19 protein-coding genes and 2 tRNA genes are annotated in these 16087 nt (G+C 48.9%); 13 read left to right on the plus strand and 8 right to left on the minus strand.

The annotated features are described in order from the left end of the window. The first annotated feature begins 237 nt into the window (after nucleotides 1-237). The 4 genes from QFX39_RS01645 (at nucleotide 238) to QFX39_RS01660 (ending at nucleotide 2712) form a co-directional block, all read left to right on the plus strand. Nucleotides 238-735 carry a MarR family transcriptional regulator gene (locus QFX39_RS01645; RefSeq protein WP_300476809.1) on the plus strand — a complete coding sequence of 166 codons (498 nt, stop codon included), beginning with the start codon at nucleotides 238-240 and terminating at the stop codon, nucleotides 733-735. Between the two features lie 4 nt (nucleotides 736-739). Beyond that, nucleotides 740-1459, plus strand: coding sequence for a DUF6544 family protein (locus QFX39_RS01650; protein WP_300476811.1), 720 nt, complete (start codon nucleotides 740-742; stop codon nucleotides 1457-1459). A gap of 77 nt (nucleotides 1460-1536) precedes the next feature. Beyond that, a complete protein-coding gene (locus tag QFX39_RS01655; RefSeq protein WP_300476813.1) occupies nucleotides 1537-2268 on the plus strand; it encodes a nitroreductase family protein in 732 nt (243 codons plus the stop codon). Nucleotides 2269-2271: 3 nt separating this feature from the next. Then, nucleotides 2272-2712 (plus strand): hypothetical protein, encoded by a 441-nt coding sequence (locus QFX39_RS01660; protein WP_300476815.1) that lies wholly within the window; start codon nucleotides 2272-2274, stop codon nucleotides 2710-2712. 16 nt (nucleotides 2713-2728) lie between these two features. Here QFX39_RS01660 and QFX39_RS01665 read toward each other — a convergent pair whose 3' ends face one another. Both QFX39_RS01665 and QFX39_RS01670 read right to left on the minus strand, forming a co-directional pair. Continuing rightward, nucleotides 2729-3019, minus strand: a complete 291-nt coding sequence (locus tag QFX39_RS01665) for a carboxymuconolactone decarboxylase family protein (RefSeq protein ID WP_300476818.1) — start codon at nucleotides 3017-3019, stop codon at nucleotides 2729-2731. 34 nt (nucleotides 3020-3053) lie between these two features. Continuing rightward, nucleotides 3054-3449 (minus strand): metal-dependent transcriptional regulator, encoded by a 396-nt coding sequence (locus QFX39_RS01670; RefSeq protein WP_300477150.1) that lies wholly within the window; start codon nucleotides 3447-3449, stop codon nucleotides 3054-3056. Between the two features lie 73 nt (nucleotides 3450-3522). Between QFX39_RS01670 and QFX39_RS01675 the strand changes: the two genes are divergently transcribed. Both QFX39_RS01675 and QFX39_RS01680 read left to right on the plus strand, forming a co-directional pair. Then, nucleotides 3523-3816 carry a TIGR04076 family protein gene (locus QFX39_RS01675; RefSeq protein WP_300476821.1) on the plus strand — a complete coding sequence of 98 codons (294 nt, stop codon included), beginning with the start codon at nucleotides 3523-3525 and terminating at the stop codon, nucleotides 3814-3816. Between the two features lie 10 nt (nucleotides 3817-3826). Beyond that, on the plus strand, nucleotides 3827-4159 hold the full coding sequence (locus tag QFX39_RS01680; protein WP_300476823.1) for an MTH938/NDUFAF3 family protein: 333 nt from the start codon (nucleotides 3827-3829) through the stop codon (nucleotides 4157-4159). Here QFX39_RS01680 and QFX39_RS01685 read toward each other — a convergent pair. Together QFX39_RS01685 and QFX39_RS01690 are read right to left on the minus strand one after the other, a co-directional pair. After that, the gene (locus tag QFX39_RS01685; protein ID WP_300476825.1) at nucleotides 4156-4719 is read right to left on the minus strand and encodes a M48 family metallopeptidase; all 564 of its coding nucleotides are present in this window, start codon (nucleotides 4717-4719) and stop codon (nucleotides 4156-4158) included. The two genes, QFX39_RS01680 and QFX39_RS01685, sit on opposite strands and share 4 nt — an antisense overlap. A 52-nt stretch (nucleotides 4720-4771) precedes the next feature. Continuing rightward, the gene (locus tag QFX39_RS01690; RefSeq protein WP_300476827.1) at nucleotides 4772-9430 is read right to left on the minus strand and encodes a cobaltochelatase subunit CobN; all 4659 of its coding nucleotides are present in this window, start codon (nucleotides 9428-9430) and stop codon (nucleotides 4772-4774) included. A gap of 242 nt (nucleotides 9431-9672) precedes the next feature. On the opposite strand from QFX39_RS01690, the gene ppcA reads away from it, so the two are divergent. From ppcA to QFX39_RS01715, 5 genes are all read left to right on the plus strand, one after another. Continuing rightward, complete coding sequence (gene ppcA, locus QFX39_RS01695; protein ID WP_300476829.1) at nucleotides 9673-11124, plus strand: phosphoenolpyruvate carboxylase; 1452 nt, start codon at nucleotides 9673-9675, stop codon at nucleotides 11122-11124. A gap of 131 nt (nucleotides 11125-11255) precedes the next feature. Next, the gene (gene heR, locus QFX39_RS01700) at nucleotides 11256-12080 is read left to right on the plus strand and encodes a heliorhodopsin HeR (protein ID WP_300476831.1); all 825 of its coding nucleotides are present in this window, start codon (nucleotides 11256-11258) and stop codon (nucleotides 12078-12080) included. Nucleotides 12081-12189: 109 nt separating this feature from the next. Further along, nucleotides 12190-12261: transfer RNA gene (locus QFX39_RS01705), tRNA-Gln, on the plus strand. Nucleotides 12262-12327: 66 nt separating this feature from the next. Then, nucleotides 12328-12399, plus strand: a tRNA-Gln gene (locus QFX39_RS01710). A gap of 26 nt (nucleotides 12400-12425) precedes the next feature. Further along, on the plus strand, nucleotides 12426-13535 hold the full coding sequence (locus QFX39_RS01715; RefSeq protein WP_300477153.1) for an ATP-grasp domain-containing protein: 1110 nt from the start codon (nucleotides 12426-12428) through the stop codon (nucleotides 13533-13535). Between the two features lie 41 nt (nucleotides 13536-13576). Here the strand turns inward: QFX39_RS01715 and QFX39_RS01720 are convergent, their stop codons facing one another. Next, a complete protein-coding gene (locus QFX39_RS01720) occupies nucleotides 13577-13741 on the minus strand; it encodes a hypothetical protein (protein WP_160323049.1) in 165 nt (54 codons plus the stop codon). Beyond that, complete coding sequence (locus QFX39_RS01725; protein WP_300476833.1) at nucleotides 13741-14148, minus strand: DUF61 family protein; 408 nt, start codon at nucleotides 14146-14148, stop codon at nucleotides 13741-13743. Before QFX39_RS01725 ends, QFX39_RS01720 begins: the two co-directional genes overlap by 1 nt. Before the next feature lie 61 nt (nucleotides 14149-14209). Here QFX39_RS01725 and QFX39_RS01730 point away from each other — a divergent pair, with 61 nt between their 5' ends. Then, nucleotides 14210-14542: a hypothetical protein gene (locus QFX39_RS01730; RefSeq protein ID WP_160323047.1), complete on the plus strand. Its 333-nt coding sequence runs from the start codon at nucleotides 14210-14212 to the stop codon at nucleotides 14540-14542. Beyond that, nucleotides 14539-14976: a hypothetical protein gene (locus QFX39_RS01735; protein WP_242451254.1), complete on the plus strand. Its 438-nt coding sequence runs from the start codon at nucleotides 14539-14541 to the stop codon at nucleotides 14974-14976. Before QFX39_RS01730 ends, QFX39_RS01735 begins: the two co-directional genes overlap by 4 nt. Before the next feature lie 62 nt (nucleotides 14977-15038). On the opposite strand, the gene QFX39_RS01740 is transcribed toward QFX39_RS01735, so the two are convergent. Further along, nucleotides 15039-15422, minus strand: coding sequence for a DUF22 domain-containing protein (locus QFX39_RS01740; protein WP_242451253.1), 384 nt, complete (start codon nucleotides 15420-15422; stop codon nucleotides 15039-15041). Next, on the minus strand, nucleotides 15422-16063 hold the full coding sequence (locus QFX39_RS01745) for a V-type ATP synthase subunit D (protein ID WP_147671651.1): 642 nt from the start codon (nucleotides 16061-16063) through the stop codon (nucleotides 15422-15424). Before QFX39_RS01745 ends, QFX39_RS01740 begins: the two co-directional genes overlap by 1 nt. Between the last annotated feature and the right edge of the window lie 24 nt (nucleotides 16064-16087).

Below are 16087 nucleotides of genomic sequence, written 5' to 3' on the forward strand. Positions count from 1 at the left end.
GTTATTTTTCATATATGAATCATTTACGTTCCCTTTAACTCAAATCTGTGTAATATTAAATTTTAATATGGTGTTAATAGTGCTGGTCCAGATCCCTCAGCTCATCTTCCAATCCTGCAAAACTTTATATGCTGCAAAAAGAACTATGTAATATATTACCTTAATATGTAATATATTACCATATGAAGTCAGAGGAAACACCACTGAAACCTGTGGTATTAAGAGTGAGGTTCCTTGATGAAGGATTCAAGAGAAATTGTAAATGAACACGCCGGTTCCCGGGATGCCATGGAGAGGTACATACTGGTGGCCCTCTTTCTCATTGAGCAGCGCTGGAAATATATAGTGGGACGGGAGTTTCTCCCAGAGAACATAACACCCAAACAGTGGCTTTTTCTTGTGATCCTCGGAAATGTCTTTGAAAGGCCCCCCTCAATGCAGGAGATGGCTGAGGCCATGAGTACCACGCACCAGAACGTCAAGCAACTCGCAGTACGCCTTGAGGAGAAGGGTTTCATAAGGATAAAACCGGACAGGGACAGGAGAATACTGCGCCTTGAGACAACCCCCAGATTCCATGAATTCTGGAGTGGAAGGGATGAAAAGGACAGGGCAGCTGTGGGGTCGCTCTTTGAATCACTGGACGATGATGAGGTGGAGGACCTCTTCAGGATATTCGCAAAGCTTGAAGGGGCCTCAAAACGAAGGTACATGGAATACCGTAAAAGAAGATGATAGAATGCTTAAAAAGATGTTTGAGATGGAAGTTGAAGAAGAACTCAAAAATAATACCTCCCTGAATGAGAGGGAGCTACCCGACCAGATCAGAAGACACCTTGCCCTCTGCAGCCTCCCTGAAGACGCAGAAAACCTCCTGATAAGGTGGGGGGACTCAAGAATAAGGAGGGGTGAGAGGTGGATGAACATGGACATGTTCCAGTTCAACACCCCCCACACCTTCAGGTGCGTGTACCTGGCCGGCCGTTTTTTCGGGGTCCCCCTGGAGGGCCTTGACCTCTACTCCAGATGTAAGGGAAGAATGATCATCAGGGCCCTTAAATTCCTGGAGGTTGCAGATGAGCACGGACCTGAAATGGGCCGTTCAGCCCTTGTAACCGTACTCTCAGAGGCCCTCCTTCTTCCATCCCTTGCCCTATCAGAGTGCATTGAATGGTACGCCCTGGATGATACCACAGTTGAGGCCACCATAAGGAATCATGGCGTTGAGGCCAGTGGTGTCTTCAGCTTCGATGACCATGGAAGGTTTGTGAGGTTCCAGACAGAGGACCGGCACTGTGCAGAGTTCAACATGGAGGCACACCCCTGGAGTGTTGATGTTCTCTCCTACAGGGAACACGATGGGTTCATCTACCCCAGGAGTGCACCGCAACATGGCACCTTCCTGATGGTGACCTCAGGTACTTCCAGGGAAGCATTGATGAGGTACACCTCAACATAAAAACGTTAGGAAAGGACTTGTAGAATGACTGACAGATTATTTATGGAATTTGGGAATGACAATATGGAGTAAATATGATGAAGAAACTCTACCCTTTCATTTTCAGGAGAAAATCCACGAGAAGGTATTCGTCGCCTGTATCAGACGATGCACTCCATGAGATCAGGGATTACCTTGGTGGACTTGAATCACTTCTTCCCTCCATTCCGTTTGAATTCAGGATAATAGGGGAGAATGATGTCAGTACCAGGATGCAGAAACCCGCCCCCCACTACATTGCGGCCTTCTCAGAGGGACACATGGGGCGGCTCAACGTGGGCTTCATGTTGCAGCAGATGGATCTGAAGCTCTCCTCCATGGGGATTGGAAGCTGCTGGCAGGGGATCCCCAGGGTTAAGGGACATGTGAAATCTGACCTTGAATTCATCATCCTGCTTGCCTTTGGGGTTGCAGCAGAACCGGTGCACAGGGAGCCATCAGAGTTCAAGAGGAAACCCCTCTGTGAAATAACAGACATTAGGGGAATGGATGATGTGCTTGAGGCTGTGCGCCTTGCACCATCCGCAGTTAACAACCAGCCCTGGTACCTGAGGGGTGGTGATGGGATTGTCCATGCATACTGCCGGGTCCAGAACCCTGTTAAAAGGCGCCTTCTTGGGAGGTGGAACCCCATCGATATGGGGATAGCACTGGCCCACCTCAAGATTTCACTTGAGCACCACGGCTACGGGGCTGAATTCAGAATCCTTGATAAAACGCCTGAAATTAAAAATTACACCTATAAAGGAACATACATCTATGGAGATTAAAAAGTGGATAATAATATTCTAAAGGAATTCCTCAGGGACAAGGAACTAAAAAATCAGGAGTTTTTAGTTGGCATCATAGTGAACATCATACTCCTCTATATTGTGAACAGTGTCATGAACTGGAACCTATCATTTGTAGAGGAGTCCTTTAGGGAACTGATACCCCTCTTCAATGTTGTGATCGCCGCCAATCTCATTGCAAACGCCGCACTTATAATATACAGAAAACAGTGGCTCTGGACCTTCGCCCAGATCATTCTGAGTGCCCTTGGTTACCTTCTGGTCTCATCCCTTTACAGTGTCTTCCCATTCACCTTCAGGAACATCTATGTGTTCTACTCTGTTAAATCTGGACTCCTTGTTGCCATGGTCGTTATGGCTGTGGCTGTGTTTCTGCATGGGCTGAAGTTCGTGCTGAAATTCATCCTGAAGGTTGAGCCCTGAGTCCTTAGCAGGGGTTTCAGTCCAGAAATATCCTGGAGGCCGTGTTCATTGCAGAGCCCGCCCTGATCAGGGCTGCCACCGCAGCTGCCTCTTTGAGTTCATCCTCCCCTATTCCTATTTTCAGGGCCTCTGTGGCGTGTTTCTCTGTGCAGGCATCGCACCTTACTGCAACGGCACATGCGACCGCTATCAGCATCTTTTCACGCTCTGTGAGTTTACCCTCAGACATTACGGCGTTTCTGAATTTCATGAATTTTTCGGATATCTCCGGTGATTCTCCAAGGAATTTATCTGCTCCTGACCTCATGGTCCTTAACTTGGTATCTTAACTTAAATATTTTTCAGGGTATGGGTATCCCGTGGGGGCACCTTGAGGGGTTCCTGAGGTACCTCCTGAGTGCATCCTCTGTCTCTGTGAAGAGTTCATGCTTCATCCGGGAGGCCTCCTCATAGGATGAGTCTATGTCCATCCCCAGGACCTCATGGAAGAAGCACTCCAGGAGCATATGTTTTCTGAGGACCTCCTCTGCAAGTTCCCTGCCAGTATCTGTGAGTTCAGCCCCGAGGTATGGGTGGTAGACCACAAGTCCCATTTCATGGAGTTTCCTGAGCATCTGGGTCACACTGGCCGGTTTAACCTTGAGGCGTGCCGATAGATCCGATGTTCTCACAGTACCCCTTTTCCGTATCCTGTATATTGTCTCAAGGTAATTTTCCATGCTCCTTGTAAGTTCCATAAGAGACACCAATTGAATATATATTCAAAACCTATTTAAGTTTTACCATCCATAATCCATCACAGGTGGTCGGATGCTTGAGATACGAGTACATGAGATAAGGGGGAACTGCCCGGTATACAGGGAGGGTGACCGTATCATAATAAATGACCCTGAAATAGACCTTGAAAGAACCGATGCCCTGTGCACACATGCCCTATCAACGATACTGCACTACACAACCATCCTGGAGAGGAAATGGTGCCCCGTGGAGCTGGGACTCACAGTGGAGGGCGACGATGAGCACGCCTACATGCAGTGCGTTGACCCGGGTGAACCCTACACAGATGGGGGCACCGTCATATTCAGGGTGCAAAGGATTGAATGAGGTGTTCAGTATGTTCTCAGACTGCCGCTTCGGACTTGTGAAGTACAGGGGGCGTGAATACACATCAGACATTGTAGTCCACGTCGATGGAACCGTAACCCCAAGGAAGAAGGAGATATCAAGGAGGAAGCATGGAACCTCACACCTCATGGCAGAGGAGGAACTAGAGGAACTTAAAACTGAAAACCCTGACTGTATAATCATAGGTTCAGGCATTTACGGTGCCCTTGAAACCGAATTCAAATCCGCTGTGGTGCTTCCAACATGTGAGGCTATAGAAAGGTACAATGATGAGAAGAGAAGGGGCAGAAGGGTTGCAGCCATAATCCACGTGACCTGCTAGTCGGCGAACCCCTCAAGGTGCAGCCGCACCCAGTAATACCGCAGCATCTCCCTTCGCTCCCTCCAGTCTGGAATGTAATATTCAAGGATACCCCAGAACCTCCTGCTGTGGTTCATCTCAAGCATATGTGCCAGTTCATGGAGGACCACGTACTCCACGAGTTCATCAGGGAGGTATGAGAGGAGTGTGTTGAAGCTCAGGTTACCGAGGGAGCTGCAGCTACCCCACCTTGACCTCATCCTCCTGAACCTGACCCTCCCATGCGTCACCCCAAGCTCCCCTGAATAATGGTCAAGGAATCCCAGGACAAGGGACCTGAACTCATCCTCACCCCTCCCCTGGAGTTCAAAGCCGGATGCAACCCTCACCATCTCCTCATGTTCATCCAGTTTTCTCTCAATCCAGTCCTTTCTGGATAGGATGAGATCCTCTGGCTTTCCCCTGAAATCCCTGGGGAGTATGAGTCTGATACTCTCGAATCTGAGTTCTATTCTCGGGTTCTTAACATCCCTATAAATTATCTCATAGCTAATTTCTGTACCCCTGATTCTTACATTCATAGAAATAGTGAAGAATCAGAATCCTTATAGATTACTAAAAAAGAAATGGGGTTTATGTGCCCCTGGGACCAAGGTAATATCCAAGTCCAATGAGGCACAGGAGGGAAATTACTCCAACCACCGCATATACAGGTATCTCACTTTTTTCTTCGCTGATTGATTGATGTTTCTTAACCTCGTAGGCCTTTGCATTTGATGGTCCTTTCGCTTCACCGACCTCTGATGATTCTGATTCTGCTGAAACTGAGTCCCTGGCTCCACCATTGGCCGAAGTGGATCTTGCCCTTCCAGCTGAGCTTCCTGAGGTACCTGAACCTGATGTTGCATCACCTGAATTTCCTGGAGTGGATGGTACATCCGGTGTGGATCCATCAGATGAAGGGGCAAATGCTGAGCTTTTTGTTGCAGCGTAAAGCCTGTTCTTCACTGCCTCCATAAGGTCAGGGTCAACGTACTGGAGGGTCCACGTAACCATGTTTATATCAATGTGTCCGCCTGTAACACCATTTGCCTTGACAAGTCTTGCCCATGTATTTGCAACGAACCGAATGTCCCCTTCACTTGCTGACCAGAATCCCCTATAGGCTGCCTTGAGGAACGTCTCTGAAAGTGCTATCATTGAGTATGCGTTGCTGCCCTCTGAAAGCCACCTGCTAACACCGATCCTGTACCTGTCCTTGAGGTATATGTCAAGAGCATCGTTCCACATTCTGTCATTGATAACCTCTGGTGCAACAACCTGCCATCCCCACATGTTTGAGAAGAAGTCACTGGAAATTGACCTTGCACCGGCATAACCTTCCTTCATCATAGCCTCTATCCATTCCCTGTTGAAGAACTTGGTGTGAAGATCCCTCATTATGAACTGTGATGCTGTCTCTACTGTTGATGATGCTGGGTCCCTCTGGTTCAGGATGAACATGCCTGGTACGCTACCACTGAGGTACTCCACGGCCAGCCTCATGCCACCGAGGAATTCAAAGTTGTGGTCAAGGTCAAGTATTCCATGGACATTGGTGGACCTTGAATGGTATGCTGCAGTGACCGCTGAGAGTCGCCTTGTGAATATCGCTGTTCCCACAGATTCCCAGCTATCCTCTGCATACGCAAAGCCCATGTCACTTATGTAACCCCTTGCAAGTTCCCCTCTGTCATCCCATGTATCAGTCATGTGCACGCCTTCACGGACAGTCTTTGAACCCCATTCCCCACCAGGGGGTCCGAAAACTCTCTGTATTGCGGCCTTTCCCGCTTCTGTCTCATTGATTCCCATTCCAAGGAGATACCTTACATCAGATAACCAGTGCCTTGCTATACTGTTCATCTCAAGTGAATCGTTTCCTGGGGTGAACAGTCCTGCCTCCTTTATAGTCTTAACCGCCGAATCAAGGGCATTGATTATCTTTGACCTCATAGATGGGCTTTCACTGTTAAGTGACTGTACGATGGTGTTGTATGATGCTGCAAGTGCAACCCTGAATCCACGGTCCAGGAGAACTGCAACCTGAGGGAATGTCTCCCTGAACACGCCTGTTATTGTTACAACAACATCCACCCTAGGTCTGTTGAGCTGTGAAAGTGGCGTGGCTCTGACTCCGATGACGTTTGAGCCTCCTGTTCCCCCATAAACGGGTTCAACGCCGAGTAGCCTCATTATAAATGAGACTGTGGCGCCCTGATCCCTCTGTGTCTCGGTAGCCCACAGTATCACACCAAGCTGCTCTGGAGTTGTATTGAAGCTTCTGAGGGCATCCTCTGCAAGTGCTCGACCCCTTATCCATGCCGTATTGTAGGGTATCTTCTGCTGGTCGAGGCCATAAAGGTTTCTTCCCGTTGGAAGTGATGCTGGATTCCTGACGGGATCATCCCCTGTCGCTGCTGCAATGTAACGGCCGTTAAGGGCATCGAGGAGCGATTTTCTCTCCATCATTGGGCTGATGATTATATTCCGCACATAGGTTTCTGTGAGGTTCAGTGCCTTGAGCTCCGTGGATGTAAGGTTTCTACCTGTAGCCACCTGTAGGCTGGCGATTATCTCCTGCAGTGATGTCCCTGCTATTATCTGGAGGATTATCGAATCAAGTGACCCGGGTAAACCTGACAGGGCTTCCTTTGGTGTTAAATACACTGTTCCATTTACGGGTATCACTCGGTTTCTTGTGAGTATGGTGGTTGCAAGTGCCATGACCCTCTCAGTGGTCCAGTCGACACCAAATGAATGGAGTCCAAGTGGTGTCACCGTATTCTCAAGTCCCTTCAGGTATTCGTCCAGTGCGTCAGCTGATTCATCCATATTCTCCTCATCAATCAAGGAAAGAAGGTTAAGGTTCTCTGCAATCCTCCTTATCTCGGTAAAGACAGCAGGTCTTCCCTCATTTGAGGTCAGCATGTACTGACCAATGAGGTTCTTGAGCTGGCTCATCTCCTCTGTCAGTGTATATCCTGTGAATGGCTGTGTCAGGTGCCCTATGACCACTGAAAGTCCACGCCTTTTTGCATGTATGGCCTCGCCGACTCCATCCATGTTGTAAATGTATATGGCAGGTACATTGCCAATGCAGATGTCAGGATAATCTGAACCTGAAAGTGCTATGTCCTTTCTGGGAAGCCACTCATATGTTCCATGCTGCCCAAGGTGAATTATTGCGCTTGCATTGATCCTTGTCTGCAGGTAGGCGTAGAATGCAAGGTACTGATATGTTGGCGGTATAACCTGGCTGTGGTAGAGCATTGAAGCATCCTCATAGCCTCTCATTGGTTGTGGTCCAATGTAAACTTTACCGAAGCTTATTATCGGTAGCACGAAGTACTTTTTTCCGCCTCTTTCAATCACCATTAAATCGCCGGGCGGCTTTCCCCAGCCACAGAGCCCTGGTATCTTCATTTCAAGGAATTCTGACTTTGCTCTGCGAAACTCTGCCCATCTGTCCTCACAGTTAACTATCCCCTGAAGTGCACTGTAGGCCCTTTCAAGGAGTTCAAGTGCCCTTTCCCTCTGCGTTAGGTTCAGGTAGTTACCCATCTCCCTTATAGCTGATTCAATGCCCTTCTTCCATTCTGTAAGTGTATGTGTAATTAGCTTGTTGAGTTCAATAGTTCTCTTGCTGAGTGGAATGGTATATATCCTGGATGCAAGTACCTCAATGTAGCCAAGGGGTCCCTCCTCCATTTCCTTCCTGGTTATATCCGGTAGTTCCATGAACCATTCCATGAATTCAGATACATCCCAGAGAACCATCCCTGCTGATGCATTCTCAAGTTCACCTGCAAGTTCAAGGTTTCTTCCCCGCCCCAGCATGGTGGCTATGAGTTCATCAACGTTTGCTGGTACCTCCAGCGTGTAACCGTTTTCCTTAAGTAGCCTGAGGATGCTGAGTATTGATTCAGGGCCGTTTAGAGAGTTGCCCCCTGCAAGGTTTTCCCTGCCAGGTGGATAGTTGTAGTAGACAAGTGCAACTATTTTTTCAGTGTTATTCATGTATCGAAGTTTCAGCCAGTTTGAAATCCTCTCACATATTCTTATGAGCCTCTCTGGTATGACATCAGCGACAACCATCTCAAGTCCGGTTACCGGATCCACTGATGTTTTCATTGTTGCAATGAGTATCTGTTCAATGTGGCCCTGGGTCTCCTCGATTGCCATCTCAGATCCGAAACTGTAGTCCAAGCCCTGCTGTGAGATCTGCCAGTAATCAGTGGTGAGGTAACCGCTTGACCAGACCTGTAGGGGTGAAAACACAGGTACCCCAAAACTTGAGAGGAAGCTAGTTCCATTTGCCTGGCCCATACTTCCACCGATGAGCCATGCCAGGTTGATTATGGCATCGACCCTTGAGGTGTTCGCTGTTCGATCAATGAAGTATTCATTGATTGCCCTTATAACGTTGAGGCCGTTTGCGGGGTTACCCTCTGCAACCACGGGTATCGTGTTTATGCCTCTGCTTTCAAGTTCAGTCACAAGTGCGTCCAGAATGTTGCTATCACCCCTTCCAAGGGTTACATGTCTGTAGGCGATTATTCCAACGGTGGGTCTCCCAGGCTTAACATATGATGAGTAGCTGGCAAAATTTTGGTACTCGGTTCCGTTTCTGTATATGACATATGGCTTGGTTGACACTGGTGGTCTGTATGTGAAGCCCCCATCAGGGTACCTGAGGGCAAGGAAGTACATTAAAAGATCCCTTGAAAGGTACCTGTACGCCTCAATGTAATTCGCCGCTGCAGGGTACTGGAGTTTCACCTCATCTATCAGGGATGAATTTGCAGTGTAACCCCTGAGCTGCTGGTACATCAGCTGCATCTGGACATCAGTAAGTGGTTCTTCACTCTGTGATACAAAACGGGTGCCGCCAATATTTGTTATCCTGATGAGCGGAACGTACCATGTGGGCATTCCCATGACAACCACTGTCTTGTTGTTCATCCTCCCTTCAGCGTGTAACTCCAGGATACGATCTGAAACTGGACCGCCCTCAATGTTATCCAGGTATATGATGTCAGCCCAATCAATGAGTTCAGGGATCTCTGTGAGATTGTTGCCTGCCTGGCTCACAGATCTCGCCTTAAACTTTATGTGGGGGTAATCGGCCGAGATGTTATGCATCACCTTTACCATCTGACTGGTTGTCCTGTCTGTTCCTATTACAAGGAAATTTATCTGATCTCCTGTGGTGTTTGAGGAGTTGCTGCTTGCTGAAACACCTCCAATCAATGTTAAAATTACTGAAATCAGTAGAAATGCTGCTATTATTCCCTGTTTTCTAATTACATTCACCTCCTATCATTTTAATTACAGGACAACTTTGGTAGAACAACCACTTAAATCTTATACACTTGAAATAAAGTAATAAAAATAATGGAATAAAATACAATTTAATAATACTATAATTCCTGATAGCATATAATGATGTTTTTATAGTCCTCCCACCTAATATCACTCCGGGAGTGTTAAACATGAAGGTTCCAAGATGCATGAGTACACAGCATCCAGACAACGTGAACCCGCCGTTCTTTGCAGCAGAACCTGAACTCGGTGGTGAAGATGAAATCAGGGAGGCCTACTATGTCTTCTCACACCTCGGCTGTGATGAACAGATGTGGGACTGTGAGGGCAAGGAGGTTGACAACTACGTCGTGAAGAAGCTCCTCACAAAGTACCAGGCCTTCTTCCAGGACCATGTGCTGGGGGAGGACCTCAGGTTAACCCTCAGGGTCCCCAACCCCACTGTGGAGAGGGCCGAGGCCAAGATACTCCTGGAGACCCTTGAGAGCATACCAAGATCCTATGACACCGCAAGCCTCTTCTATGGAATGGACACACACCCTGTATTCGAGGTCATACTGCCAATGACCTCCTCCAGCAGCTGCCTCAACAGGATCCACAGCTACTACCGGGACTTTGTCAAGGGAAAGGAGAAGCTGCAGCTCGCAGATGGTGTAACCGTCAAGGAGTGGATCGGGGAGTTCAGGCCCGATGAGATCAATGTTATACCCCTCTTCGAGGACTATGAGGGGATGCTCAACGCATCCCGTATAACAGGCGATTACCTCGATGGTAAGGACCTCACAGGGCAGAGGGTCTTCCTTGCAAGGTCCGACCCGGCAATGAACTACGGTATGGTCTCAGCCACCATACTCAACAGGATAGCCCTCAGAGACTTCAGGGCCCTTGAGGAGGAGAGTGGGGTTAAACTCTACCCCATCATAGGTATGGGTTCAGCCCCGTTCAGGGGAAACCTCAGGCCAGATAACGTGAGGGACGTTACAGGGGAATACAGCGGGGCATACACATTCACTGTCCAGTCCTCCTTCAAGTACGACCATGAACCCTCAGAGGTCATAGGGGGGATAAGGGAGCTGAGGTCAGCAAAACCAGGCAGGGCATCTGAGATTGACACCGACCGTGCCCTTGAGATAATCTCAGCCTACTGCAGGGAGTACCGGAGGCAGGTCATGGACCTCGTGGATATCATAAACAGGGTTGCAAGGTACGTCCCGGGCAGAAGGAAGAGGAAGCTCCACATCGGACTCTTTGGATATGCCAGGAGCATGGGTAACGTTTCACTTCCAAGGGCAATAACATTCACCGCGGCCCTCTACTCCCTGGGGGTTCCCCCTGAGCTTCTGGGCTTCAATGCACTGTCCTCTGAGGACCTTGAATTCATAGAGGATGTCTACCCTGGCCTCAGGCGTGACCTTGGAGATGCTATGAGGTACGCCAACCCTGACTCACCATTCCTCAGCCCTGAGGTTAAATCCGCGGTTGAGGAGTACATTGAACCTGAATATGACGAGGACCACCGCAGGGTCACCGATGAAATCATAAGGGCCCTCCGGGTTAACAGGACCGCCAACCTCCAGGAACTCATACTTGAGGCTGCAAGCCAGAGGAGGTTCCTGGGGTAACCCCCCTCTTTTTCAACCCCACGTTACAAAAATATTGAAATAAAGGTTCTGGAACAAATTCCTCCTTTTCAACCCCACGTTACAAAATATTAAAATAATTTAAGAAACATAATAAATCCGGGGGTTGTTTTATGGACAATGTTGAAAGACTTAAAATGATTGAGAAGTCCCCTATAAGCTTTGAGGGACTCCGTAAACTGAACATTGCGGCCGGGACACTGCACCTCCTGCAGGGTCTCCTGATGGTTGCTCTGGGCTACCTTCTGACCTGGGACAGGGACATATACACGTTCTACCTGAAGTTCAAGGTGATATCCCTGAACCCGCCGTCCTTCCAGGTACTCCCGAACCCGGAGGTGGCTTTCACTGTGAGCTACCTCGGGGTGATACTTGCATCGTTTCTGCTGATCTCTGCGGTGGCACACTTCACAATAGCCTTCCTGAGGAATGAGAGTTACGTTGAGAACCTCAGGAGGGGGATGAACCCCTACCGCTGGTACGAGTATGCGTTCTCCAGTTCAATAATGATCGTCATACTGGCAACCTTTGTGGGTGTGTGGGACCTCTGGTCACTTGTGATGATATTTGTGCTGAATGCCTCAATGATAATGTTCGGTTATCTCATGGAGAAAATCAACCAGTACACCGAGAAGATCGACTGGTCACCCTACCTGCTTGGCTGTATTTCCGGTTTCACGCCCTGGATCGTCATTGCAGCATACTTTGTGGCGGCCCTTGGTTCATCAGAGACCCAGCCACCTGACTTCGTGTACCTCGCACTCCTCCTCTACTTTGTGATGTTCAACACCTTCTCCATCAACATGCTGCTCCAGTATAAGGGTGTCGGTAAGTGGAGGGACTACCTCTACGGTGAGCGGGTGTACATCATACTGAGCCTCGTTGCCAAGACCATACTGGCCTGGCTGGTATTCATAGGGGTCTTCTCACCATTCTAACCGCCAGTTATTCCAACTATTCTAATTTTATTTTTACCCTGAACCGCAAACTATTTATATGGCTTTCACTTAACACTTATTCTGCCGATATGAACTGTTTTTCAGATACAGTCCCGTGGGGTAATGGCAATCCTGATGGACTCTGGATCCATCGATAGCGGTTCGACTCCGCTCGGGACTATCCCCCCAAAACCCCCTTTTTATCGAAACCTATTTATTATGAACCTCACCACCTATTAACTGTCATAGTCCCGTGGGGTAGTGGTAATCCTGCTGGGCTTTGGACCCGGCGACAGCGGTTCGACTCCGCTCGGGACTATCAAATCAACTTATTCTGTGTCTAGAATGGAAAAACTCCTCATAATAGGCGTCAACACAAGACCCGTTGCTGAATCAGCCTTCAGGGCAGGTTACAGTGTCTACTCTGCATCCTACTACTGCACCCTGGACTTCCTTGGATACACAGAGAGGAGGTGCATCCTCCAGGAGAGAAGGGGTGAAAGCTGCGGGAGATTCCAGGAGAACTTCAGTACAGAGAAACTCCTCGAAGCAGCATCGGATTTCATGGAAATGGCTGATGGCATAATACCCCTCACAGGGGCCCCTGGACTCCCAGAGGATAAGGTGCTGGGTAACACACGGGCAGACCACGTTGAGGACAAGTACCGCCTCTACCGGAGGATAAAGAACTCATACCCCACTCCAGAGACCCACCTCATCACTGACCCCGAGGAAGCACTGGAGATCGTATCCGGTGGGGAGAAGAGGTACCTCATAAAACCCGTGAGGGGTGCCGGGGGTTTCGGTGTGATGGATTTCCATGAGGCCAGCGGCGATTTCCTGCTGCAGGAGTACATTGAGGGCGTGCCTGTGAGTGCCTCGGTGCTATCCACGGGTTCTGAGGCATTGACGGTACTTACAAGCAGACAGATCATCAAAAGGGACATCCCTGGATTTGAGGGCCAGTTCATCTACGCCGGTAACATAACACCCGGGCCCCGTGGCGTGATTGAGGAGATGGCAGAGGACCTCATACTTGACCTCTCACTCAGGGGCTCCAATGGTGTCGACTTCATAATTCAGGGCTCTGAAGTGTATGTTGTGGAGGTGAACCCCCGCATCCAGGGGACCTTTGAGTGTGCAGAGGCATCTCTTGGTATAAACATGACCGAGGCCCATGTGAGGGCCTGTATGGGTGAGCTCATTGAAAAGCCGGAACCTCTAAGGTATGCTGTTAAGAGGATACTCTACGCCCCCTCAAGGTGCATGGTGGGTGAGATAAAAATCCCCGGGGTCCATGACCTCCCATTTCCCGGTGCAATAATTGAGGAGGGCGAGCCCCTAGTAACTGTGCTGGCTGCAGATGAAACCCCTGAAAGGGCACTTTCAGCTGCATCCATGAGGTGCTCAATGGTCCAGGAAAGACTGAACCCCGTAATAAGCCTGAAAAAATAGGGTGCACCTGAGTGTTTCTGGTCAGAAAATGAAACCTATAGTTATATTATGCCGAGAAGCAGGAGTATCAGTATTATGGTGCCTATGGTTATGAGCACTGTGCTCAGAATCATGCCACCTGTCATTAAAAGGAAGAGTTTCGCCCTTCTATCCGGGTCCTTAAGGTACTCCTTAAGCGGATCCTTACTCACATCATCAACCTCCATTAAAGTTCCCTCACAAGGAATATGTACTGTGTTGCCGTTGGAAACCTCGCCCGTAGCACCCTGATCTCAGGCCTGTATATGTAGATCTCATCACCCTCATCGTCCCTCCCAAGAACCTCACCTACCACCTTAACCTCAACCTCACCCGCTATCCTTGCACCGGATGTATCCGATTCTATCTCAATGTAGATGGGTAACCTCAAACGGCGCGCCTCCTGGGGGGTCAGCATGTCCCTGAGCTCCTCAAGTTCAGCCCACTTGAATCTGTGCCTTGTACCATCAGAACCAATGACGTGGGGTTTGTCCTCCCCCAGGAGCTCCTCCAGGGTCTTTCTCCTGGATGGCAGGTGCCTGTTGAGGTTGAAGATCTCCTTCTTTATGAGCCTGTCTGACCTGTCACCTCTCATCGTATAGGCTATGTTTTTATTCTATAAAAGATTAATATCTTAACTGAATGGAGGGTGGACCTTGGATATTGATATAGAGCAGTGCAGGGAAAACGATAAGATAAAAGAGATAATAAGCAGCAGCGGACTCCCCATAAAGTACATAAAACTTCTTCTGAGGCTCTCCGACGGCATATACATAAATGGGGTTAACTACAACGTTAAGATAACAGATGATGGTGTTTCAATCCTCCTCATATCCTCCAAGCCAGATAACAGGACAGGCGTATTCAGGACAGGCGCCCTCACCAACATATTCTACCGTATACGTGAAATTGAAAAGGAGAATGAGGAGATTGAAACCGAGACCCGTGTCAGTGACGGCCTGATAGAGGTGAGGATCCAGTTTAGATGATGGTGGTGGTGATGGATCCAGAGGATTATCAGAGCATCCTTATGGAAATTGCAGATTTCAGTGAAATAGACACATCAACCATCGCATCAACCCGGAAGTCCCTCATGGAACTCACTGAGAGGAGAGAACAGCTGCTTGAAATCCAGAAGCGGATCAAGAGGGATATCCGGGGGGCTGAGCGCTACTACCTGGATCGAATGGCAGAGATAAGAAGTGAGGTTGAGAACCTCAAGGAGAACTCGTCCAGGTTTAAAAGGATAATAACAGGTAACCCTGCGGCTGCACAGGCAAAGGCCATGAAACAGCTACAGAGAAACCGTGATACCCTTATTGAAACCTACAGGGAACTCCTGGAGTACACCGGGGAGCTCCTTGAGTACACCGAGGACCTTATGATTGAACTCTATGACTCAATAAAGTCGTTTTTTGGATAAAAGAGCTTTTTACTCTTTGAATTAATATATAAATAAAAGAACCTTTAAATTAAAAAAAGGATTTAGTGGGTTAGCTCAACAGGGAGGATTATGAGGACTCCCAGGAGGTCGTTCCTGCTTATCTTTCCATCCACTGCAGCCACAAAGGTCGCGTGGTCAGCCTTACGGTCCATGCTTATGGGTAGGGGTGTCTCCTCCCCTGCCGCTATGGGATGACCCAGGGGGTTCGTGGCGTAGGCACACATGAAGACTATGTGGTTTGCGGGTATGCTGATCTCCTTTATCTTCACGGGTTTTGCCTCGCCGGCCCTCACCTCAATATCCTCATCTGCAATGATGGCCCTGAGGTTGCCGTAGACCTCACCCATCCTGAAGTCAACAAGCTCCCTCTTATACCTCTCCTCGGCCTCACGGACCTGGCCGAGCCTTGTAAGTATCCTAACCATCACTCCATCTCCATGGATTTTTTGATCATCTTCAACCTGACGAAGTTCTCCCTCTCCATCTCCTCGAGCCTCATCTCAATGTACTTGACGGTGTTCTTGAGTCTCGGGATTATGATGTGCTCAAGGGCGTTGACCCTTCGCTTGGTTGATTCTATCTCACCGGCAAGGAGCCTTATGGTCTTCTCGATTTCACCGAGTTCTATTATGAGTGCCAGGGACTCCTCGAATTTCCTGGCTGCCTCGTCAAGTTTGACTGATGTGTCCACAAGGCCATAGCCACGCTCAACCACCGTCCTCCTGGTTGCACGGGCATCCACGACAGGGACCACGACACCCATTATGCTCCTTGAGTCTATGTCAACCTCCACTGACTCCCTCACTGACATTGCGGCCCTCTCAACCGCGGCATCACCCATGAGTACCTGGGCCTCTGTGAGGTCCATGAAGGCCTCCCTGAGGTGCTCCTCCACCTTTTCACGGGAACCCTTAACCCTCTCAAGGATGTTGAAGAACTCCATGATAAGGGCGTTCCTCTTCTCCTTGAGGAGACTGTAACCCTTAACAGCGAGTTTCTCCCGCTGCTTGAGTTTCAGGAGCTCCATCCTCGTTGGGTTGATCCCCTCAATCATTTCCTGTGCCATCTGCTACCTCTCCTGAAAAAATAT

It is taken from the genome of Methanothermobacter sp., from assembly GCF_030055425.1.
Lineage (GTDB): Archaea > Methanobacteriota > Methanobacteria > Methanobacteriales > Methanothermobacteraceae > Methanothermobacter.